At 47.8% G+C, this 25083-nt stretch carries 9 protein-coding genes; 7 read left to right on the top strand and 2 right to left on the bottom strand.

All coding sequences use genetic code 11. The features are described from left to right. Positions 1 to 4: 4 nt before the first annotated feature. Positions 5 to 12532, top strand: a complete 12528-nt coding sequence (locus tag AB1F57_RS09305) for a Rib/alpha-like domain-containing protein (protein WP_367985662.1) — start codon at positions 5 to 7, stop codon at positions 12530 to 12532. A gap of 86 nt (positions 12533 to 12618) precedes the next feature. Here AB1F57_RS09305 and AB1F57_RS09300 read toward each other — a convergent pair whose 3' ends face one another. Continuing rightward, positions 12619 to 13875: an ISL3 family transposase gene (locus AB1F57_RS09300; protein ID WP_172022804.1), complete on the bottom strand. Its 1257-nt coding sequence runs from the start codon at positions 13873 to 13875 to the stop codon at positions 12619 to 12621. Positions 13876 to 14147: 272 nt separating this feature from the next. Here AB1F57_RS09300 and AB1F57_RS09295 point away from each other — a divergent pair, with 272 nt between their 5' ends. Genes AB1F57_RS09295 through AB1F57_RS09280 form a run of 4 tightly spaced genes read left to right on the top strand, consistent with a single transcriptional unit; the run spans position 14148 to position 16217 of the window. Further along, positions 14148 to 14765 carry a DUF5052 family protein gene (locus AB1F57_RS09295; RefSeq protein WP_174853018.1) on the top strand — a complete coding sequence of 206 codons (618 nt, stop codon included), beginning with the start codon at positions 14148 to 14150 and terminating at the stop codon, positions 14763 to 14765. Next, positions 14766 to 15275 carry a GNAT family N-acetyltransferase gene (locus AB1F57_RS09290; protein WP_174853019.1) on the top strand — a complete coding sequence of 170 codons (510 nt, stop codon included), beginning with the start codon at positions 14766 to 14768 and terminating at the stop codon, positions 15273 to 15275. Further along, complete coding sequence (locus AB1F57_RS09285) at positions 15265 to 15918, top strand: DNA alkylation repair protein (protein ID WP_174853023.1); 654 nt, start codon at positions 15265 to 15267, stop codon at positions 15916 to 15918. Before AB1F57_RS09290 ends, AB1F57_RS09285 begins: the two co-directional genes overlap by 11 nt. Positions 15919 to 15929: 11 nt before the next feature. Then, the gene (locus tag AB1F57_RS09280) at positions 15930 to 16217 is read left to right on the top strand and encodes a DUF1905 domain-containing protein (protein ID WP_174853024.1); all 288 of its coding nucleotides are present in this window, start codon (positions 15930 to 15932) and stop codon (positions 16215 to 16217) included. Positions 16218 to 16553: 336 nt separating this feature from the next. Here AB1F57_RS09280 and AB1F57_RS09275 read toward each other — a convergent pair whose 3' ends face one another. Further along, a complete protein-coding gene (locus tag AB1F57_RS09275) occupies positions 16554 to 17810 on the bottom strand; it encodes an ISL3 family transposase (protein ID WP_174853283.1) in 1257 nt (418 codons plus the stop codon). A gap of 392 nt (positions 17811 to 18202) precedes the next feature. Here AB1F57_RS09275 and rexB point away from each other — a divergent pair, with 392 nt between their 5' ends. Continuing rightward, positions 18203 to 21475 carry an ATP-dependent nuclease subunit B gene (gene rexB / locus AB1F57_RS09270; RefSeq protein ID WP_367985661.1) on the top strand — a complete coding sequence of 1091 codons (3273 nt, stop codon included), beginning with the start codon at positions 18203 to 18205 and terminating at the stop codon, positions 21473 to 21475. Next, on the top strand, positions 21472 to 25083 hold the full coding sequence (gene addA / locus AB1F57_RS09265) for a helicase-exonuclease AddAB subunit AddA (RefSeq protein ID WP_174853021.1): 3612 nt from the start codon (positions 21472 to 21474) through the stop codon (positions 25081 to 25083). The genes rexB and addA overlap by 4 nt, the downstream gene beginning before the upstream one ends.

The following is a 25083-nucleotide window of genomic DNA, read 5'->3' as shown; positions in this document are numbered from 1 at the left end:
AGCGATGTCACAACGACACTTATCACTCAATCGCGAAAAGAAGGAAATCTTCTCTTTTCGGAAATTTAAGGCCTATGGTACTGCCTCAGCCCTCCTCGGCTCTGTCTCCCTGCTTGCAGGGGCACCAGCCGTTTTGGCAGAAGCGGCACCTCTGCCAGAGGCAGATACAGATAATGCTATAGGTCAGACCGAAGAGGCAGCCCCTATTGAGGAGCCAGCTACTTTTGCGGTCAATGAAGAAGAAACGACCATTGTCGATACCAGCCTGCCAGAGCCAAGCCCTGTCCTTGAGCCGGCAGCAGATGAAACTGCTCCTCCCGTAGAAGGGGTTGAAAGTCCAGCCCCTTCTGCAGTTGAAGAAGCACCAGCTCCCCTGCAAACGGAGCTACTGACTAGTCTCATCCAGCAAGCTCGTGCAACTGATCTCCTCCATAAGACAACTTCAACAGCTCAAACCTTATTGGATGCGATCAGTCAAGCCGAGGCTGCCCTAACCGACCCTGCAAGCAGTCAGGAACTGATAGACAGTCGGGCTCAAGCTCTCCAAGTCGCCCTCCAAGGCCTTGAAGACAAGGTAGTGGAAACTGAAACCAATCAAGAAACCAGCCCAAATCCTCTAGCAGAGGAAGAAATAGCTCCTAGTAATCCGGAAGCAAATCCTCTGGAGGAAGTTAAAACTGAACTAAGTGAAGAGACTAGCCAACCTGAAAAAATAGAGGAAAAGATAGATAGCCAAGTAGCAGAAGTCCTGCCAGAAACAGAACTTACTGCAGAAGAGCCTGTTGATCTGAAGACAGAAGAAGCTCCTGCTTTAACACCGTTCCCTATCGCCTATAAGGTCCAGTACATCGACCAAGAGACAGGAGAAGTCGTCACCAATGAGCATAAGCTGGAAGTCGTGGAAGCAAGCAGCGGCCCTGTCAGCACAGCAATCACCGTATGGGCAAAAGACTTGAAGAACTACGAGCTAGCCCAAGGTCAGTCTGCCTACCTGACCCAGACCATCTCCTCAGACACCAAAAACCTCATCAGCTTCTATGTCGTCAAGAAAAAAGAGCTAGAAGGGCAGGGCAGTGTGGAGATAGAAGGATATACCAGCACACGTAATCTTCCTGCGACTAAGTTTACAATATTTAGTGATCAGAGTGTTACTGTTCAGTATGATCCTGCTACGGATAGGACAGAGTGGCATTTTACAATGCCTGAAACAAAGATAGAGGATTTAAAATCTCCTACTATAATAGAAGACTCCATATATGAAGGATATAGAGATGTCGTTTTAAGATCTGAGTCCCCAGAACCGCATAATATCCAATTCATTGACAAGGCATGGCGGCGCTTACCATACGGCTCAAAAATTGGAGACTCACCATATGGTTATATGATTGGTACTCCTGATTATGAATTCTATGTAATTGATATTCCTGTTACATTTAAAAGAGTTTTTGATAGGATTGGTGTTGGAGCCAGAATTACTGATATTGAGTATGTCTATAGTCAGTACTACAGTGTCAATACTACCCTATACAGCTCAGGAAACATACTGAAGCAATCAGTAGGAATGGATCCATTCTATCATTTTAAGTTTGGACCGTTAATACCTAGTAAAACACCCATAAATAGAGAAAAAACTGTTCTTTACCATAATACCGTGAGTAATGTGTGGTTTAACTCACCATTGATTAACAATCCTGCTCGAGGACAAGATATTACTACTGATCAGGGAGTCCTACCTAATGCACGTTCTGGTATCTCTAATGCTGACTCAATGCCATCTGGTACTACTTTTGCTTGGGCGGTGACTCCTGATGTGAACTCCCCAGGTGTGAAACCTGCTAAAGTACGTGTTACTTATCCTGGTGGTATCTATGATGATATTCCAATTAATGTGACTGTTATTTCCACAGTTCAACAGGCTACTATCCGTTTTGTCAATAGCTCTAAGAATAATGCTGTTCTTGAGACTATTAACCTGACGGGGCGGACGGGGCAGACTTTTGGACGGGATATCGCTCCAGAAATCACTAAGTACACTAACCAAGGCTACGTTGTAGTGACAAATACCTATAACAAAGACAGAGTGTATAGTGCTAGCACTACAGATAACGAAGTCTTTACTGTAACACTGCGTGAAGGCACTACCACAGTTACCAACGATACCCAGTGGCCTACTGGCGTAACACGCGGTCCTCTGTCAGAGAGCGTTACGCGGACTATTAACTACCGTTATGCTAACGGTAGTCAAGCAGCAGCTCCACATACGGAAACACTCCGCTTTACTCGTACGGCTACGGTTAACAATGTTACCAAGGCAGTAACCTACAGTAACTGGGTAGCGGCCAACAATGATACGACCTTCGATGCTCGTACTTCACCAGCCATCGTTGGCTACACACCAAGTCAGGCAACTGTTCCAGCGGTAACAGGAGTTGTTGCGACAGCGCAAGATAGTACGGTAACCGTTACCTACAATCCTGTCGACCAGAAAGCTGTTATCAACTTCGTCAACTCTTCTAAGAATAATACCGTCCTTCATACCATCAACTTGACTGGTAAGACAGGTCAGGCATTCGGTACAGATATTGCCGCTAAGATTAAAGAGTATACCGATCTTGGATATGTGTTGGTAACAAATACCTATAACAAAGCTAACATCTATACTCCAAATCCTGCAGACACTGAAACATTTACCGTCACACTGCGTGAGGGTACAACAACTGTGACGACGGATACCCAATGGCCTCCAGGTGTGACACGTGGTCCTCTGTCAGAAAGTGTAACGCGGACTATTAACTATCGCTACGCTAATGGTACACAAGCTGCGGCACCGCACGCAGAAACACTCCGCTTCACCCGTACGGCTACGGTCAATAATGTTACCAAGGCAGTAACCTACAGTAACTGGGTAGCGGCCAACAATGATACGACCTTCGATGCTCGTACTTCACCAGCCATCGTTGGCTACACACCAAGTCAGGCAACTGTTCCAGCGGTAACAGGAGTTGTTGCGACAGCGCAAGATAGTACGGTAACCGTTACCTACAATCCTGTCGACCAGAAAGCTGTTATCAACTTCGTCAACTCTTCTAAGAATAATACCGTCCTTCATACCATCAACTTGACTGGTAAGACAGGTCAGGCATTCGGTACAGATATTGCCGCTAAGATTAAAGAGTATACCGATCTTGGATATGTGTTGGTAACAAATACCTATAACAAAGCTAACATCTATACTCCAAATCCTGCAGACACTGAAACATTTACCGTCACACTGCGTGAGGGTACAACAACTGTGACGACGGATACCCAATGGCCTCCAGGTGTGACACGTGGTCCTCTGTCAGAAAGTGTAACGCGGACTATTAACTATCGCTACGCTAATGGTACACAAGCTGCGGCACCGCACGCAGAAACACTCCGCTTCACCCGTACGGCTACGGTCAATAATGTTACCAAGGCAGTGACCTACAGTAACTGGGTTGCGACTAATAACGACACAACCTTCGATGCTCGTACTTCACCATCTATCGTTGGTTACACACCAAGTCAGGCGACAGTACCAGCGGTGACAGGAGTAGTTGCGACAGCGCAAGATAGTACGGTAACCGTTACCTACAATCCTGTCGACCAGAAAGCTGTTATCAACTTCGTCAACTCTTCTAAGAATAATGCCGTCCTTCATACCATCAACTTGACTGGTAAGACAGGTCAGGCATTCGGTACAGATATTGCCGCTAAGATTAAAGAGTATACCGATCTTGGATATGTGTTGGTAACAAATACCTATAACAAAGCTAACATCTATACTCCAAATCCTGCAGACACTGAAACATTTACCGTCACACTGCGTGAGGGTACAACAACTGTGACGACGGATACCCAATGGCCTCCAGGTGTGACACGTGGTCCTCTGTCAGAAAGTGTAACGCGGACTATTAACTATCGCTACGCTAATGGTACACAAGCTGCGGCACCGCACGCAGAAACACTCCGCTTCACCCGTACGGCTACGGTCAATAATGTTACCAAGGCAGTAACCTACAGTAACTGGGTAGCGGCCAACAATGATACGACCTTCGATGCTCGTACTTCACCAGCCATCGTTGGCTACACACCAAGTCAGGCAACTGTTCCAGCGGTAACAGGAGTTGTTGCGACAGCGCAAGATAGTACGGTAACCGTTACCTACAATCCTGTCGACCAGAAAGCTGTTATCAACTTCGTCAACTCTTCTAAGAATAATACCGTCCTTCATACCATCAACTTGACTGGTAAGACAGGTCAGGCATTCGGTACAGATATTGCCGCTAAGATTAAAGAGTATACCGATCTTGGATATGTGTTGGTAACAAATACCTATAACAAAGCTAACATCTATACTCCAAATCCTGCAGACACTGAAACATTTACCGTCACACTGCGTGAGGGTACAACAACTGTGACGACGGATACCCAATGGCCTCCAGGTGTGACACGTGGTCCTCTGTCAGAAAGTGTAACGCGGACTATTAACTATCGCTACGCTAATGGTACACAAGCTGCGGCACCGCACGCAGAAACACTCCGCTTCACCCGTACGGCTACGGTCAATAATGTTACCAAGGCAGTGACCTACAGTAACTGGGTTGCGACTAATAACGACACAACCTTCGATGCTCGTACTTCACCATCTATCGTTGGTTACACACCAAGTCAGGCGACAGTACCAGCGGTGACAGGAGTAGTTGCGACAGCGCAAGATAGTACGGTAACCGTTACCTACAATCCTGTCGACCAGAAAGCTGTTATCAACTTCGTCAACTCTTCTAAGAATAATGCCGTCCTTCATACCATCAACTTGACCGGTAAGACAGGTCAGGCATTCGGTACAGATATTGCCGCTAAGATTAAAGAGTATACCGATCAAGGCTATGTATTAGTATCCAATACATACAATAAAGCTAATATCTATACTCCAGATCCAGCTGATACCGAAACCTTTACAGTAACACTGCGTGAGGGTACAACTGGCACCACCGGTGATACCGGCACTACGGGTACAACAGGTACAACAGGTACAACAGGTGATACTGGCACTACAGGTACTACTGGAACAACCGGTGACACTGGCACAACTGGTACAACTGGTACAACCGGAACAACAGGTGATACCGGAACTACAGGTGACACAGGCACCACCGGCGACACCGGAACCACCGGTGATACCGGCACTACGGGTACAACCGGTGATACCGGAACTACAGGTACCACAGGAACAACTGGCGACACAGGAACAACCGGTGATACCGGCACTACGGGTACAACCGGTGATACTGGTACAACTGGTACCACTGGAACTACCGGCACGACGGGTACAACTGGTACCACTGGAACTACTGGCGATACAGGTACGACAGGAGACACCGGAACCACCGGTACTACCGGTACTACTGGTACAACCGGTGACACTGGAACTACTGGTACTACAGGTACCACAGGTACAACCGGAACTACAGGTGACACCGGCACAACCGGCGATACAGGAACTACTGGCGACACTGGCACAACCGGCGATACCGGAACTACTGGCGACACTGGCACAACCGGCGACACTGGAACTACTGGTGATACCGGCACCACTGGCGACACCGGTACAACTGGCGATACTGGAACTACAGGTGACACAGGTACCACAGGTGATACTGGAACTACAGGTGACACCGGAACTACCGGCGATACTGGAACAACTGGCGACACCGGTACCACAGGCGACACCGGTACAACTGGTGACACCGGAACTACAGGTGACACAGGTACAACCGGCGACACTGGAACTACCGGTGACACAGGAACAACCGGCGATACCGGCACAACCGGCGACACCGGCACAACCGGCGACACCGGCACAACCGGTGATACAGGCACCACAGGTACCACAGGCGATACCGGCACAACCGGTGATACAGGTACAACTGGTACAACTGGCACAACCGGTGATACAGGTACAACCGGAACTACCGGTGATACTGGCACGACGGGTACCACAGGCGACACCGGCACAACCGGCGATACTGGAACTACCGGTGACACAGGAACAACCGGCGATACCGGCACCACCGGCGACACAGGTACCACAGGTGACACAGGAACAACCGGCGATACAGGTACAACAGGTACTACCGGAACTACTGGCGATACAGGAACAACAGGTGACACCGGAACTACCGGTGATACAGGTACAACTGGTACAACTGGCACAACCGGTGATACAGGTACAACCGGAACTACCGGTGATACTGGCACGACGGGTACCACAGGCGACACCGGCACAACCGGCGATACAGGAACTACCGGTGACACAGGAACAACCGGCGATACCGGCACCACCGGCGACACAGGTACCACAGGTGACACAGGAACAACCGGTGATACTGGAACTACAGGTGACACCGGCACCACAGGTGACACAGGTACCACAGGTGATACCGGCACCACAGGTGACACAGGTACCACAGGTGACACCGGAGCTACCGGCGATACCGGCACAACTGGCGACACCGGCACAACTGGTGATACAGGTACAACCGGAACTACCGGTGATACTGGCACGACGGGTACCACAGGCGACACCGGCACAACCGGCGATACTGGAACTACCGGTGACACAGGTACCACAGGCGATACAGGCACCACCGGAACTACTGGTGATACAGGAACTACAGGTGACACCGGCACAACCGGCGACACTGGAACTACTGGTGATACCGGCACCACAGGTGACACCGGAACTACAGGTGACACAGGCACCACAGGCGATACAGGCACCACAGGTGACACCGGAACCACAGGCGATACCGGCACAACCGGCGATACCGGAACTACTGGCGACACTGGCACAACCGGCGACACTGGAACTACTGGTGATACCGGCACCACTGGCGACACCGGTACAACTGGCGATACTGGAACTACAGGTGACACAGGTACCACAGGTGATACTGGAACTACAGGTGACACCGGAACTACCGGCGATACTGGAACAACTGGCGACACCGGTACCACAGGCGACACCGGTACAACTGGTGACACCGGAACTACAGGTGACACAGGTACAACCGGCGACACTGGAACTACCGGTGACACAGGAACAACCGGCGATACCGGCACAACCGGCGACACCGGCACAACCGGAACTACCGGTGATACAGGTACAACTGGCGATACCGGCACAACTGGTACAACCGGTACGACAGGAGACACCGGCACAACCGGTGATACTGGTACCACAGGCGATACCGGAACTACAGGTGACACAGGCACAACAGGTACAACCGGAACTACTGGAACTACTGGTACAACTGGCGACACCGGAACAACCGGTGATACCGGCACTACGGGTACAACCGGTGATACCGGAACTACAGGTACCACAGGAACAACTGGCGACACAGGAACAACCGGTGATACCGGCACTACGGGTACAACCGGTGATACTGGTACAACTGGTACCACTGGAACTACCGGCACGACGGGTACAACTGGTACCACTGGAACTACTGGCGATACAGGTACGACAGGAGACACCGGAACCACCGGTACTACCGGTACTACTGGTACAACCGGTGACACTGGAACTACTGGTACTACAGGTACCACAGGTACAACCGGAACTACAGGTGACACCGGCACAACCGGCGATACAGGAACTACTGGCGACACTGGCACAACCGGCGATACAGGAACTACTGGCGACACTGGCACAACCGGCGACACTGGAACTACTGGTGATACCGGCACCATCGGTGATACCGGCACAACTGGCGATACTGGAACTACAGGTGATACCGGCACAACTGGTGACACTGGCACAACTGGTGACACCGGAACTACCGGTGATACAGGAACTACAGGTGACACCGGAACTACTGGTGATACAGGAACTACAGGTGACACCGGCACAACCGGCGACACTGGAACTACTGGTGATACCGGCACCACAGGTGACACCGGAACTACAGGTGACACAGGCACCACAGGCGATACAGGCACCACAGGTGACACCGGAACCACAGGCGATACCGGCACAACCGGCGATACCGGAACTACTGGCGACACTGGCACAACCGGCGACACTGGAACTACTGGTGATACCGGCACCACTGGCGACACCGGTACAACTGGCGATACTGGAACTACAGGTGACACAGGTACCACAGGTGATACTGGAACTACAGGTGACACCGGAACTACCGGCGATACTGGAACAACTGGCGACACCGGTACCACAGGCGACACCGGTACAACTGGTGACACCGGAACTACAGGTGATACCGGCACAACTGGCGATACTGGAACTACAGGTGATACCGGCACAACTGGTGACACTGGCACAACTGGTGACACCGGAACTACCGGTGATACAGGAACTACAGGTGACACCGGAACTACTGGTGATACAGGAACTACAGGTGACACCGGCACAACCGGCGACACTGGAACTACTGGTGATACCGGCACCACAGGTGACACCGGAACTACAGGTGACACAGGCACCACAGGCGATACAGGCACCACAGGTGACACCGGAACCACAGGCGATACCGGCACAACCGGCGATACCGGAACTACTGGCGACACTGGCACAACCGGCGACACTGGAACTACTGGTGATACCGGCACCACTGGCGACACCGGTACAACTGGCGATACTGGAACTACAGGTGACACAGGTACCACAGGTGATACTGGAACTACAGGTGACACCGGAACTACCGGCGATACTGGAACAACTGGCGACACCGGTACCACAGGCGACACCGGTACAACTGGTGACACCGGAACTACAGGTGACACAGGTACAACCGGCGACACTGGAACTACCGGTGACACAGGAACAACCGGCGATACCGGCACAACCGGCGACACCGGCACAACCGGCGACACCGGCACAACCGGTGATACAGGCACCACAGGTGACACAGGTACCACAGGCGATACCGGCACCACAGGTGACACCGGCACAACTGGTGACACCGGCACAACCGGCGATACTGGAACTACAGGTGATACCGGCACAACTGGTGACACCGGAACTACAGGTGACACCGGAACTACCGGTGACACAGGAACAACCGGCGATACAGGTACAACAGGTACTACCGGAACTACTGGCGATACAGGAACAACAGGTGACACCGGAACTACCGGTGATACAGGTACAACTGGTACAACTGGCACAACCGGTGATACAGGTACAACTGGTACAACTGGCACAACCGGTGATACAGGTACAACCGGAACTACCGGTGATACTGGCACGACGGGTACCACAGGCGACACCGGCACAACCGGCGATACTGGAACTACCGGTGACACAGGAACAACCGGCGATACCGGCACCACCGGCGACACAGGTACCACAGGTGACACAGGAACAACCGGCGATACAGGTACAACAGGTACTACCGGAACTACTGGCGATACAGGAACAACAGGTGACACCGGAACTACCGGTGATACAGGTACAACTGGTACAACTGGCACAACCGGTGATACAGGTACAACCGGAACTACCGGTGATACTGGCACGACGGGTACCACAGGCGACACCGGCACAACCGGCGATACAGGAACTACCGGTGACACAGGAACAACCGGCGATACCGGCACCACCGGCGACACAGGTACCACAGGTGACACAGGAACAACCGGTGATACTGGAACTACAGGTGACACCGGCACCACAGGTGACACAGGTACCACAGGTGATACCGGCACCACAGGTGACACAGGTACCACAGGTGACACCGGAGCTACCGGCGATACCGGCACAACTGGCGACACCGGCACAACTGGTGATACAGGTACAACCGGAACTACCGGTGATACTGGCACGACGGGTACCACAGGCGACACCGGCACAACCGGCGATACTGGAACTACCGGTGACACAGGTACCACAGGCGATACAGGCACCACCGGAACTACAGGTGACACTGGCACAACTGGTACCACAGGTACAACTGGTACTACAGGTACTACTGGTACAACCGGTGACACTGGCACCACAGGTGACATAGGTACCACAGGCGACACCGGCACAACCGGTGATACTGGCACCACAGGTACTACCGGAACTACTGGCGATACAGGCACCACAGGTGACACCGGCACCACAGGTGACACCGGCACAACCGGTGATACTGGTACAACTGGCACAACCGGTGATACAGGTACAACCGGAACTACCGGTGATACAGGTACAACTGGCGATACCGGCACAACTGGTACAACCGGTACGACAGGAGACACCGGCACAACCGGTGATACTGGTACCACAGGCGATACCGGAACTACAGGTGACACAGGCACAACAGGTACAACCGGAACTACTGGAACTACTGGTACAACTGGCGATACAGGAACAACAGGAACAACAGGTACAACAGGTACAACCGGTGATACTGGTACCACAGGTACAACCGGTGATACAGGCACAACAGGTACAACCGGAACTACAGGTGATACAGGCACGACGGGTACCACAGGTACCACACCGAATCCAGACAATACAAGTACACCACCGACCATCAACCCAGTCAAACCGGGTGATACGACAATCGGTGGAGGTGGTACACCAGGTGGAAGCGTCACTGTAACCCTGCCAGATGGTACTGTCATCACAACCCCGGTTAAACCAGATGGAACATGGAATGTACCGTTACCAAATCCAGCTAAACCAGGTGATACCTTCACTGGCACTCAGAAAGAACCAGGCAAGGATCCAAGTCGTCCAGTCACAACAACTGTACCAGGTACACAGGCGGATGGACACACTCCTATCGGACAGGATGTACCGACAACAGTTGGTAAGACACCGGATGCCAAAGATGGTATTAAGAATAAAGACGATTTACCACCGGGTACTGACTATACTTGGAAAGACCGCCCAGATACCTCTACACCGGGTGACAAGCCAGCTACTATCATAGTGACTTATCCAGATGGCTCGACCGATGAAGTACCAGTAACTGTGAAGGTGACTAATCCGGATGATAAGGTAAGTACTCCACCTACTATCAAGCCTGTCAAACCAGGCGATACGTCAATCGGTGGAGGCGGCACACCGGGCGGAAGCGTGACTGTTACTCTCCCAGATGGTACTGTCATCACAACCCCAGTCAAACCAGATGGAACATGGAATGTCCCATTACCAAATCCAGCTAAACCTGGCGACACATTTACCGGCACGCAGACAGAGCCCGGTAAGGATCCAAGTCGTCCAGTCACAACAACTGTACCGGGTACCCAGGCAGATGGGCATACCCCTATCGGACAGGATGTACCGACAACAGTTGGTAAGACACCGGATGCCAAAGATGGTATCAAGAATAAAGACGATCTTCCAGATGGTACTAGCATCACATGGAAAGACCGTCCAGATACCTCTACACCGGGTGATAAGCCTGCTACTATTCTAGTAACTTATCCAGACGGCTCGACCGATGAGGTCCCAGTAACTGTGAAGGTGACTAATCCGGATGATAAGGTAAGTAATTCGCCAAGCATCACTCCAATCAAACCAGGTGATACAACAATAGGTGGAGTTGGTACACCAGGTGGAAGCGTCACTGTTACCCTACCAGATGGTACTGTCATCACAACCCCAGTCAAACCAGATGGAACATGGAATGTCCCATTACCAAATCCAGCTAAACCGGGCGACACCTTCACCAGCACTCAGAAAGAACCTGGTAAGGACCCGAGCGCTCCAGTCAAAACAACTGTACCTGGTACCCAGGCAGATGAGCATACCCCTATCGGACAGGATGTACCGACAACAGTTGGTAAGACACCGGATGCCAAAGATGGTATCAAGAATAAAGACGATCTTCCAGATGGTACTAGCATCACATGGAAAGACCGTCCAGATACCTCTACACCGGGTGACAATCCTGCTACTATTCTAGTAACTTATCCAGACGGCTCGACCGATGAAGTCCCAGTAACTGTGAAGGTGACTAATCCAGCTACTCAAGCGGATCAATTCCCACCGAAAGTGATTCCAGAAATCATCAATAAAGGTGGTACTGTTGATTTGACAGACAATATTGCTAATCTGCCAGAACTTCCTAAAGGAACCAAGGTAGAGGATGTAACGCCTGTAGGTAGCATTGATCCAAATAAACCTGGTACACAGACTGGACGAATCAAAGTGACTTATCCAGATGGTTCAAGTGTAATTGTAGATGTTCCAGTTGTCGTAGTAGACAACGATAGCTTGACACCGATTACCCCAGCGAAGAAATCACCGGATAATTTCTTGCCGAGAGAATCCTTCGATGCCCGTCCATCAACTCTCAGCGTTGCAGGCGGTGGAGGAAGCTACACTCCTACCTATAGCGGTGGTATGTCAAGTAGCAGTCCAACTGGCAAGTCATTACCAAATACAGGTAGTGAAGCGGGTCATCAATTCCTCGGCTTGGCCGGTATCTTGTTGCTATCAGCAAGTGGCCTCCTGCTGAAGAAAAAAGAAGACCGCGATGAACTATGAGAGTAGTCTATAGGTAAGCGATAGATCATCTTATCTATGGCGTAAGAATAGAGGCTCTTTGTCAACTGTAGTGGGTAGATGAAAAGCTAACACCTAGAGAGGACGAAATTCGTTCTCTCATTTTTGATGTTTAAAGCAATATATATCTTGGTTTTAAAGTTCGTAAAGTTCCTAAAGCCAAACGCTTGCCTCTTAATGTCTTTGATGAGTTTATTGGTCGCTTCCAGTTTAGCGTTGGAATATGGAAGCTCCATGGCGTTCGTGATGTAAGTTTTATATTTTAGAAATGTCTTAAAAACAGTCCTAAAGGTTGAATTGACAAGATTCAGATTGTCCTCTAGAAGTTCGAAGAAATGTTTCGAGTTCTTCTCTTGGAAATGGAAGAGAAGGACCTGGTAGAGTTCGTAATAGAATTTCAGTTCCACAGAGAAATTCAATGTCTTCTGGACAACCTCTTTCGGTGTTACTGTTTGCCCGAAAGTGCGAGAAAAGAAGCGATTCAGAGACAGTTTACGACTATCTTTTTGGAGAATACGCCAGTGATTTTTCATGGATCGATAAGGTAGGGAACGCGTATCGAAAGTCTTCATAATATCAATTCTAGTCGTCATCATAGCACGGCTCAGGTGTTGGATAATGTGAAATCTATCAAGAACAATTTTCGCATTTGGAAATAACTGTTTGATGATAGGAATATAGCTACCCGACATGTCCACTGTTACGACCTCGACAGTTTCTCTGACCGCCCTAGGATACTTGTAGAAATAGTTCTTGATGGTGGTTTGGCGGTTGTTGTCAAGAATGGTCACAATCGATCTCGTCTCAAAATCCTGAGCAATAAAGGCGAGTTTTCCCTTGTTCCGACTAAATTCATCCCAGCTCAAGACTTTTGGTAATTTCATAAAATCATGCTCAAATTGAAATTGAGCCAGTTTCCTCTGGACAACTGACACGGAGATATGTAGTCTCCTAGCGATGGCTATATTGGTCATGTTTTCTGTATGGAGTTGTGTGATTTTCTCCCAAATAGGTTGGGAAATCTGACAGTTTTTCTTGACTAGAGGTGTCTCAGATACAGTCACTTTTTGGCAAGATTTGCATTGAAACCGTCGTTTCTTAAGCAAGAGGAGGGTCGGAAAGCCCTGACAATCCAAAATCGGAATCTTTGACGACTTTTGAAAATCGTACTTGATACACTTCCCTTGGCAATGAGGACAGCTAGGGCTGTCATAATCCAGCCTTGCTCGAATTTCCAGATGGGTCTGATGTTTTAAAACGAAGAGAATTTTGATGTTTTTGTCTTTGATTCCGATTAGTTCTGTGGTATGATGAAGTAGTTCCATATGAGTCTTTCTAATGTGAGTGTGGTTGCTTTTCATTATAGGTCATATGGGATTTTTTGTATACACTCAAAAAGGCTACATAATCTCTACAGTGGATTTACCCACTACAGAAATTATAGAGCCAGAATAGAGAGATTCCGAAAGGAGTCTCTCTTATTCGTTTTATTTGTTGTTCTTTTGTCAACCGTAGGCAACGGATGAAAAGCTGGCCTTCTATTTAACGTTTTTCCTTTTCCGTGTTACAATAAGGTATAACATTTTGGAGGTTTATTATGAAATGGAATAAAAAGATAGCAGTTGTTGTTGTTTTATTGGTTAGTTTGGTAAGTCTGTCAGCCTGTCAGTCGATTTCCAACTGGTGGAAGAATACAAAGGAAGAATGGATTGGCTTAGAGATGACTGTACGGACTTTTGATGAGAATTCACAGTTAATTGATGAGATGTCTGGGAAATCTCTATCCATTGAGCGTAATAGAGAATTTGACTCCGTTGATGCCGAAGGCTATTCGAATGCGGATTCGTCTGTTTTGAAGGTGACACTTGGTGATTATGAGATTGACCATGTTGGGTCCTCTTTGATTGCATCGGAAGAAGGGCTAGAGGATCTCTATGCCAAGTACCAGACCACTGTCGATATCACTAACTATGACCGCTCAATTCCCTTAGTCAATCGAATGGTGTCAGGGCTTAAGAATGATTTTACAGGTAAGGCAAAAGTAGTCTTGATACGTTCACAAAACGGGACACCACTTGCGACCTACGTGGGGGATAAGGTATCCCTTTATGCTTCGGATGCTCCTAAGACTTCTGAACTCTTGATTGACGGTAAGCGATTGATTATTTACCGCTGTGATTATACGATTTATGACAGAGAATTATTGGAGAACTAGATGATAGAGATTCGTTCAGCACAGCTAGAAGATGCGGCAGACTTGGTGGCTATCTACGCTCCTTATGTTGAAAATACGGCTATTACCTTTGAAACAGAAGTGCCGTCAGTCGCGGACTTTATCAGTCGGATTGAAAATACTTTGGAGAAATTTCCTTTTCTAGTCGCAGTAGAAGAGGGGAAGGTTGTGGGGTATGCTTACGCTTCCACCTACTATGCCCGTGCTGCTTACGATTGGACAGTTGAATTGTCTGTTTATATCAGTAAAGAGATGCGTGGTAAAGGGATTGGAAGTCTCTTGTATGCTGCCTTGGAAGAGGAGTTGACGGTGCGTGGCTTTAAGAACTTTTTAGCCTGTATTGCCCTGCCTAATCCAGCCTCGCTTGCTCTCCATGAGAAGAGGGGCTATAAACAGGTGGCTCATTTCAAGAAAGTTGGCTACAAATTCGGTACCTGGCATGATATTGTCTGGCTCCAAAAATCTCTGGTAGGTGAGAATGATGAAGATTGAAGAATTAGAACAGCGACTCTTGGCTGTAGCTGATGCTAGTCAAGCCCAACCTATGAAGGCTTATATGAAGAATCACTTTGACTTTCTTGGAGTTCGTACACCAGATCGCCGAAAAGTTGCTAAACAATTTTTCAAAGATTTTAAGGTTCAAGGGATTGACTGGGATTTTATAGAGGCTTGTTGGGCCAAACCCTATCGCGAGTTTCAATACATTGCTATTGATTACTTGGTTACCAAGAAAAAAGACTTGGTTTTAGCTGACCTGCCCCACTTGAAAAAACTGGCTCAGACAAAGTCATGGTGGGATAGCATTGATGGCTTGGACAAGCTGGTTGGGAAGATTGTTTTGGACAATCCAGAGGCCAAGCAGACCATTTTGGAATGGAGTGTAGATGACGATTTCTGGCTGAGACGAATTGCCATTGACCACCAACTCTTGCAAAAAGAAAAGACAGACACAGAGTTGCTGGAGAAAATCTTGGTCAATAATCTCAATCAGACTGAATTTTTCATCAATAAGGCGATTGGCTGGAGCCTGCGAGATTATTCTAAGACCAATCCTGAATGGGTACGGACTTTTCTTGGCAAGTACAGCTCACAAATGGCAGGTCTGTCTATTCGTGAAGCCAGTAAATATATTTAGGTGGATTTATGATGGCAAAGCTATATAAATTTGAAGAAGTCATTCATCCAGTACCAGATAAAGGCGGAGCCTACGTTATTTTTCCCTATGACATTCGTCAGGAATTTGGAAAGGGAAGAGTAAAGGTAGAGGCTACTTTTGATGGCCTTGTTTATCATGGCTCTATTGTCAATATGGGAATCAAGGACGAACTGGGTAATGTCTGTTACATTATCGGTGTTCAGAAAGCTATTCGAGCTGCCATTGGAAAGCAAGCAGGAGACAGGGTTCAAGTCACAGTTCAGGAACGCTTGGAGTAGTTTTACTTGCAAATTATTCAAATTGTGGTAGAATGGGTTCATGCGATGAGCCGAGTAGTGGGTGGTGATTAAGGTTCAGCACACTTCTAAGAGTTCGTGTCAACATCTCAGCGCAGTGGTTGATTGGCAGATTTGTTCGTGTTGCACACTCCAAATCTGACCTAATCAACTGTGCGGGGGTGGGAAGACGAACTCTTGGTTGATTGGTTGAGTTCTTTCCCACTCCCTTCGACGCTAGGGAGGTCTTCATTGAATTGAAACGCAGGAGCGGACCTTGAATAGTTGTGTGAACCTTCTATTCTGGCTCTTTGTCAACTGTAGTGGGTAGATGAAAAGCTAACACCTAGAGAGGACGAACTTCGTTCTCTCTTTCTTTATGTTCAAAGCAATCAAAATGCGTTTTTTAAAGTTCTCAAAGTTCCTGAAACCAAAGGCATTTCTTTTAATGACTTTGATGAGATTATTGGTAGCTTCCAGTTTGGCGTTGGAATAAGGCAATTCTAGGGCATTCAAAACCTTGTCTTTATCCTTTAGAAATGTCTTAAATACCGTCTGGAAAATAGGATTAACAGTGGTTATTTCTTGTTCAATTAGGTCAAAGAAATGGTCTGAGTTCTTCTCTTGGAAATGGAATAAGAGAAGCTGATAGAGTTCATAGTGCTGTCGTAGTTCCTCAGAGAAAGACAAGAGTTTTTCCAGGATTTCCTTGTTAGTCAAATGCATTCGAAACATAGGGCGATAAAATCGTTTATCATTGATTTTACGGCTATCTTGTTGTATCAATTTCCAGTAGCGTTTCAAAGCACGGTATTCCTGCGATTTTCTGTCGAATTGATTCATGATTTGAATACGGACACGGTTCATAGCACGGCTAAGGTGTTGAACAATATGAAAGCGGTCGAGTACAATTTTTGCATTCGGAAAAAGCTGTTTAGCAAGTTGATAATAGGGACTAAACATATCCATGGTAATCACTTTGACTCGATTTCTAACCTTTCTAGGATAGCGTAGAAAGTGGTTTCGGATGGTTGCTTGAGTTCTTCCGTCGAGAATGGTGATGACATTTAGGGAGTCGAAATCTTGAGCGATGAAGCTCATTTTCCCCTTCTTGAAGGCATACTCGTCCCAACTCATCACCTCAGGTAGGGTATTCCAATCCGTTTCAAACTTGAACTCATTGAGCTTTCTCATAACTGATGATGTTGAGATAGCTAGCCTGTGTGCAATATGTGTCATTGCTTGATTTTCGATGAGTAACTGGGCGATCTTCTGACTAACAGCGACAGATATTTGATGGTTTTTCTTAACAAGAGGAGTTTCAGCGACAGCCATTTTCCCACATTCTTTACACTTGAAACGACGCTTTTTAAGGCGGATAAGGAGTGGGTAACCAGCAGTTTCTAGGTAAGGGATTTTTGATGCTTTCTGGTAGTCGTACTTAGCCATTTGTCCCTTGCATTCTGGACATTTAGGAGCCATGTAATCCAAGTAACCGTGGAGTTCTAAGTGAGTTCCCATATCATATTCATCAGTGATAGTAATATTTTTGTCTTTAATTCTGAGAAAATTAGTGATAAGATTTAGTTGTTCCATATGAGTCTTTCTAAAATGATAGTTTGAGCACTTTTCATTATAGGTCATATGGGACTTTTTGTATATACTCAAAAAGGCTCCATAATTTCCATGGTGGTTTTACCCACTACAGAAATTATAGAGCCTCTATTCTCATCGGAAACGATGCCCTTGCCCACCCTTGAGGTGGGCTTTTTTTGGTATAATGGAAAAAGAACCTGTATTCACAGTTCGGCACTTTTAGCTAAGGCTAGTTTTCTACTACTCATCGTTAGTTTTTTAGAAATACAGTCAGTATTTTTTCAAAAAACGGTCCTAATTATCAAAAAACTATCGCTTACCTAAATGTACCTTACTTGTGAGTCCAGATTGTAAAGAATAGTTCTTAGACGCCAGAATTGTGTGAGGAAACCATGAAGTTATATTATTCAGACATCAGCAACGATATTACCAAGAAGTTGACCGCTTTAGCACTGGAAGAGTCCCAGCGGGTTCAACGGGTATTTTACATTGCGCCCAACTCCTTGTCCTTTGAAAAGGAAAAAAAGGTCCTATCCTACCTGCCGAGAAAGGCTAGTTTATCAATCCTGGTGACCCGCTTTGCGCAAATGGCCCGTTATTTTATCTACCATGAAGAGAACAGCAAAAAAGCGTTGGATGATTTGGGCTTGTCCATGATGGTCTATCGAGTTTTAGCACAGTTTGAAGATGGTGATTTGCAGGTCTATGGCCGCTTGAAGAAGGACCCGGCATTTATTGAGCAGGTGGTCAATCTTTACAAGGAATTGCAAACCTCCAACATGCCCCTTTCTGCCTTGGAAAATCTGGAGACTTCTGCCAAGCAGGCAGATATTATCAAGATTTTGTCAGCCTTGCAGGACGTTCTCATGGACGAGGATTATGAAAATGAGACCAAGTTGGCGCAATTCAGACGGAAAGTAGAGTCAGGTCAATTGGATGACCAGCTCAGACAGGTGGTCCTGATTGTGGACGGTTTTACGCGTTTTTCAGCTGAAGAGGAAGCCCTAATTGCCAGCCTTCATGGGCGTGTATCGGAAATACACATTGCCAGCTATGCCAGCAAAAAAGCCTACCAGGAAACTCATCTTGAGGGGAATGTTTTTCAAGCCAGTGTTGAATTTCTCCGTCACTTGGCTTTTAGCTACCAGACCAAGCCTATTTTCATGGACGGAGTTGATCAAGGCAAGTTGACAAGGGATGGTGGCGATGTTACGAGGCCATCCCTTGCAAAACTCTCCAAAAATATTGAAAGCCAGTTTGATTATTCCAAACCTGCCTATGAGCTGACTGAAGAGGATTTGTCAGCTATTGAAATCTGGGAGGCTACCAATCAAAAGGAGGAGGTTGAAGCGGTTGCTCGTTCCATTCGTAAAAGATTGTTTGAGGGGACTCGCTATAAGGATATCCTAGTCCTGCTAGGTGATATGGATAGCTACCAACTTCAGATTGGCAAGATTTTTGATAAATATGAAATCCCCCACTATTTTGGCAGGGCTGAGGAAATGAGTCACCATCCGCTGGTGCATTTTGTGGAGTCCCTGGAGCGTCTGAAACGCTATAATTTTCGGGCGGAGGACCTGATTAACTTGCTGACATCTGGTCTCTATGGCCAGCTGGAGCAGGGGCAACTGGACCGCTTCCACGCTTATATTACCTTTGCGGATCTCAAGGGCCAGGCTAAGTTTTCTCGTGATTTTACGGTCAATAGCAGAGCGAATTATGATTTGGAGGTTTTGAACCAGCTACGAGAGAGCATTATGGCACCTCTGACACAGTTTTTCAAGGCTCGTCCGCAGTCAGGCCAATCCCTCCTAGAAAAATTCATGGAGTTTGCCCGTTGCATCAACTTGGCTGAAAATATGGCTGCCTTGTCAGAAGGACTGAGCCAGCTGCAAATTGAAAAAGAGGAAGAGGTTTGGAAGGCTTTCTGCCATATTCTGGAAGTTTTTCAACACTTGTTTGCCAAGGAAACCCTGTCGGTCGAGGATTTCCTTTCCCTACTCAAGGCGGGTATGCAATCTAGTCATTACCGGACCGTGCCAGCAACGGTGGATGTAGTGTCTGTCAAGTCCTATGATTTGATTGAACCGCATACGGCCAAGTATGTCTATGCCCTGGGGTTGAGCCAGTCGAATTTCCCAAAAGTTGCCAAGAATACAGGTATTTTGACAGACGAGGAGAAGGCCAGGATGAATGAACGTTCGGACTCCCTAGCCCAGTTCCACATTCCTAGTCGGGAAAATGGCAAGAAAAACCATGCTACCTTTATGTCCTTGCTGCATTCGGCGACTGAGCATCTGGTCTTATCAGCTCCGCAATTGTACAATGAAGGTCAGGAATTAGTCTCTCCTTATCTGAAGCTATTGACGGGCTTGGGTGTGAAATCCATTGAAAAAGGTCGGAGGACGACCCTGCTGCCAACGGATGTCGGGCATTTTAATGGTCTCCTGTCCCAAGTTATTCAGCTCAATCCTGAGGAATTGGCTACAGAAGAGGATACTGATATCAAGAACTTTTGGTCGGCGGCTGTCCGTTATCTTGATAAGAAGTTAAAGCAAAAGGGCGTTACCATTCCGACAATTTCCAGCCAATTGCACAGTCAGAAGCTGGCCAAGAAAACTCTGGCAACCCTCTATCCAGTTGACCAGCCCTTGAGGTTGTCGGTGTCTAGCTTGACGGACTTCTACAAGAATGAATACCTCTTTTTCATTAAGCATGTCTTGCGTTTGCAGGAGCAGGATTCTATTCGACCGGATGCTCGTAGCCATGGGAATTTCCTCCATCGGATTTTTGAGCGCGTGACCATGGACCACAGCAGTGCCTTCTTCGATGAAAAGTTGGAGCAGGCCATTGCAGCAACCCGTCAGGAAAAGGATTTCCAGGCCCTATACGGTGAGAATGCCGATAGTCGTTATTCGGAGCAAATTTTGCTGGACGTAGCGCGTGCAAGTTCCCTCGTTTTACGAGGCGATAGTCCTGTGCGAGTTTTGGCCAATGAAGCAGTGTTTGGTCAGAACGAGCAAGCCCATTTAGAACTAGAAGGTGGTCGTAAGCTACAAATTATCGGTAAGATTGACCGCCTGGATCAGCTGCTATCTGACCAGGCTTTGGGTGTCGTTGACTACAAGTCCAGTGCCAATAGCTTTAAGATTGACAGATTTTACAATGGCCTTAGTCCTCAGCTCATTACCTATCTGTCGGCTGTTAGTCAGATGAAGGTTGCTGGGCAGACAGATAAGGTATTTGGGGCCATGTATCTGCATTTGCTGGATCCCATTGTCAAATTGGCCGATACTAAGGGGCAGGACCAGGTTCTTGCCGAAGCATACAAATCCTTGGTTTATAAGGGCTTATTTATCGAAGAGGAGAGCAATCGTCTCAACCAACTCTATCATAAGACCAAGGCCAGTCTTTATAGTCGCAAGGAATTAGGGCTTCTAATGGCCCATAATGAGAAATTGTACCGCCAGGCAGCCAGCCGCATTTTAGAGGGAGAATTTGCCATCAATCCCTATACAGAAGATGGACGTTCCGTTGCAGGTGACCAGCTCAAGGCCATTACCGGATTTGAAGCAGACCGGCATCTGAGCCAGGCTCGTGTCTTGGTCAAGGGTGGTAGGCGAGAAGACTGGTTAGAGCGAATGAAAGGAGGGAGCCAATCGTGAGCTTTCAAGCATTTTTAACCGAAGAAGAAATCAAAGAGATTCAGGCCCAGGAACTGGCTTCCGAAAAAGACCAGAAGCGAACTCCAGAGCAGATTGAGGCCATTTACAGCCATGGGCAGAATATTTTGGTGTCCGCATCAGCGGGCTCAGGAAAAACCTTTGTCATGGTCGAGCGGATTTTGGACAAGCTCAAACGGGGTGTCCATATTGACCAGCTCTTTATCTCCACCTTCACGGTCAAGGCGGCCGGTGAATTGAAGGAGCGGATTGAGAAAAGGCTCAACACGGAAATCAAGGAGACGGTGGATGAGGACATCCGCAGGCATTTGACGGCTCAATTGGCTGAATTGGGCAATGCGGATATCGGAACCATGGACTCTTTTACCCAGAAATTGGTCACGACCTATGGCTATGAGCTGGGCGTGGCGCCCAATTTCCGTATCATGACAGATAAGAATGAGCAGGATTTGCTGAAAAATGAAGTGTTCGGTGATCTCTTTGCAGATTATCTGTCTGGAAAAGATGGCAAGTCGTTTGAGCAATTGGTTCGGAATTTCTCCGGCAACCGTAAGGATAATAAGAATTTTCGGGAATTGGTCTACCAGATCTATGACTTTAGCCAGGCAACTAGCGCACCAGACAAGTGGCTGCGACAAAATTTGCTCAAGGGCTATCAAGTTTATATGGACTGGGAGAGCCTGCCTAGCTCTAACCTAACAGGTTTGCTAGCAGCCATGTTTCAGGCCGCTGATGACTTGCAGGACTTGACTGATTTGCCGGATTACAAGCAAAAAACAGCCAAGGGAGAGGATACGGCGGCCTACAAGAAGCACCAATTGATTTTCCAAAGTCTGCGCGAATGGGCCCAGGAATTTGATAGGCATATGGAAGCGGGCCGCCTACCGGAATTGACTGGCAAATTAGTGGACATCCTCCCTTCGTCCAGCGATGTCACAGTGGCTGGGGTCAAGTACCCTGTCTTTAAGCAGCTCAAATCCCACTTGCAGAATCTCCAGTTTTTAGAGACCATTTTTGCCTACCAGCCCCAGGTCTTGCCACTTTTGAGGATTTTGCAGGAATTTGTTTGCGATTTCTCTTATCAATATTTACAGGCCAAGATGCAGGAAAATGCTTTTGAGTTTTCTGATATCAGCCATTTAGCCATCGGTATTTTAGAAAGCAATGCGCAGATTCGCCAGCATTTCCAAGAAAAGTACCATGAGGTCATGGTGGACGAGTATCAGGATAACAACCACACCCAGGAGCGGATGCTGGATCTCTTGTCAAATGGGCACAATCGCTTTATGGTGGGAGATATCAAACAGTCCATCTACCGTTTCCGTCAGGCGGATCCTCAGATTTTCCAAGATAAGTTCGAGCTCTACCAGGCCAATCCAGAGGCTGGCAAACTGATCCTGCTCAAGGAAAATTTCCGTAGCCGGGTAGAGGTCATCGATGCGACCAATGCTATTTTCACGCGCCTCATGGACAAGGAAGTGGGGCAAATCAAGTATGATGAGACCCATAGCCTGGTTGCTGGTAGTGAGAAGCAAGGGAAACAAGAACTCATCCTGCCCAATAATGAGATGGAGTATTTGATTTACAATACGGATATATCTGACGAGGAGCAGGAGGAGCAATCCTTTACAGCTGGCGAGGTGGAGCTGGTGGCCAAGGAAATCATTCGCCTGCATAAGCAGGAAGGAGTAGCTTTTTCAAAGATTACGCTACTGGTGCCAAGTCGGACCCGCAACGATGCTATCTTGACCAGTTTTGAAAAGCATGGTATCCCCTTGGTAGCGGATGGTGGTATGGCTTCCTATCTCAAGTCGCTGGAGGTCATGGTCATGCTGGACACCCTGCGGACCATTAACCAGCCACTCAATGATTACGCCCTGGTAGCCCTGCTCAAATCCCCTATGTTCGCTTTTGATGAGGACCAGTTGGCTCGTCTGGCTCTCCAGACAGAGACTGGATTTTTCTTCGACAAGATTCAGCTGGCTCTATCGGGTCAATCGGAGAATGCAGACTTGATTGAGCAGGATTTACTGGAAAAAGTTCAGAAGTTTGATGCCGTCTTGTCAGACTGGAGAAAATTTGCCAAGCTTCATTCCATTCACGACCTGATTTGGAAGATTTTCAATGATCGCTTTTACTATGATTATGTGGGCGCTCTGCCCAATGGTCAGAAGCGGCAGGCCAATCTTTATGCCCTGGGCTTGCGGGCCAATCAGTTTGAAAAGACAGGATTTAAGGGCTTGTCACGCTTCATCAGCATGATTGATAAGGTTCTAGCCAGCGATAATGACCTGGCCGAGGTAGAGGTGGCTGTTCCCAAGGATGCTGTCCAGCTCATGACGGTCCATAAGTCCAAGGGCTTGGAGTTCCAGTATGTCTTTCTCATGAATATGGACAAGAAGTTCAATGCCATGGAAAGTCGGGCGCCTTATATTCTCAGTCGGGAAAATGGCCTGGGCATCCAGTTTATAGCAGATATGAAGGACCAGTTTGATACGCCGCTCCCGCATGTGCGCGTGCAAATGGACACCCTTCCCTATCAGATAAATGGCCAGGAGCTGAAAATTGCTAACCTATCGGAACAAATGCGCTTGCTCTATGTAGCCATGACCCGTGCGGAGAAAAAGCTCTATCTAGTGGGCAAGGGCAGTCAGGAAAAATTAGCTACTCGCTACGATGGCAAGCGTCAAGATGGCGTTCTTGCAAGGGCCAGCAGAGAGAGCATGACCTCTTTCCAAGACTGGGTGCTAGCCATTGAGGCGGCCTTTCCAGACCAAGACCTGCATTTCAAGAAGCGCTTTATCCAAGACACTGATTTGGTATTTACTGATGAGGATAAATTGGAAATGCCTGACAAGCAGACCAATCCAGGGGGCAAAGACCAGCGACAGTCTAAAGCTATTTCAGATACTATCAAGCAACTAAATGGTGTCGAAGAGCTCAATCAGCGTTACAAGCCAGCTATTGATTTGCCGACCTTGCGGACGCCAAGTCAGATTAAAAAACTCTATGAGCCGGTCTTATCTGATGAGGCCCTAGATGTGATTGAAACGAGACAGACAGAGCATTCCTTTAGCTTACCGAATTTCACTAAACACAAGCAGGTGACGGGTGCTGATATGGGGTCTGCTATCCATGAGCTCATGCAGGCTATTGATTTGTCATGGCTGGTGACAGAGGATACGGTTAAAGAAGCTCTTGCCCGTGTGCAGACTAATCAGGCTGTCAAGGACAGGATTGATACTCAGAAGATTTTGGACTTTTTTGATACAGATTTGGGACGGGAAATCTTGTCCAATACTGACAAGCTACACCGCGAGGCACCTTTTGCCAGTATCCAAAAAGATGCAACTTCTAAAGAGGAATTTGTCCTGCGTGGAATTATAGACGGCTACATCCTTTATGAGGACCATATCGTTCTGTTTGATTACAAGACCGATAAATACAAGCATCCGGAACAATTACGAGAACGTTACCAGCAACAAATGGCCCTCTACGCTGCCAGCTTGAGACAGGCCTATGCGATTGACCGAGTGGATTCATACTTAATTCTTTTAGGCGGAAATCAGATTGAGGTTTTGTCCCTCTGA

The sequence above is a fragment of the Streptococcus nasisuis genome (genome assembly GCF_040836615.1).
In the GTDB taxonomy this organism is placed as follows: Bacteria; Bacillota; Bacilli; order Lactobacillales; family Streptococcaceae; genus Streptococcus; species Streptococcus suis_V.
Note: the sequence above shows the minus strand (reverse complement) of the source record. Positions and strands in the feature narration are given on the sequence as shown.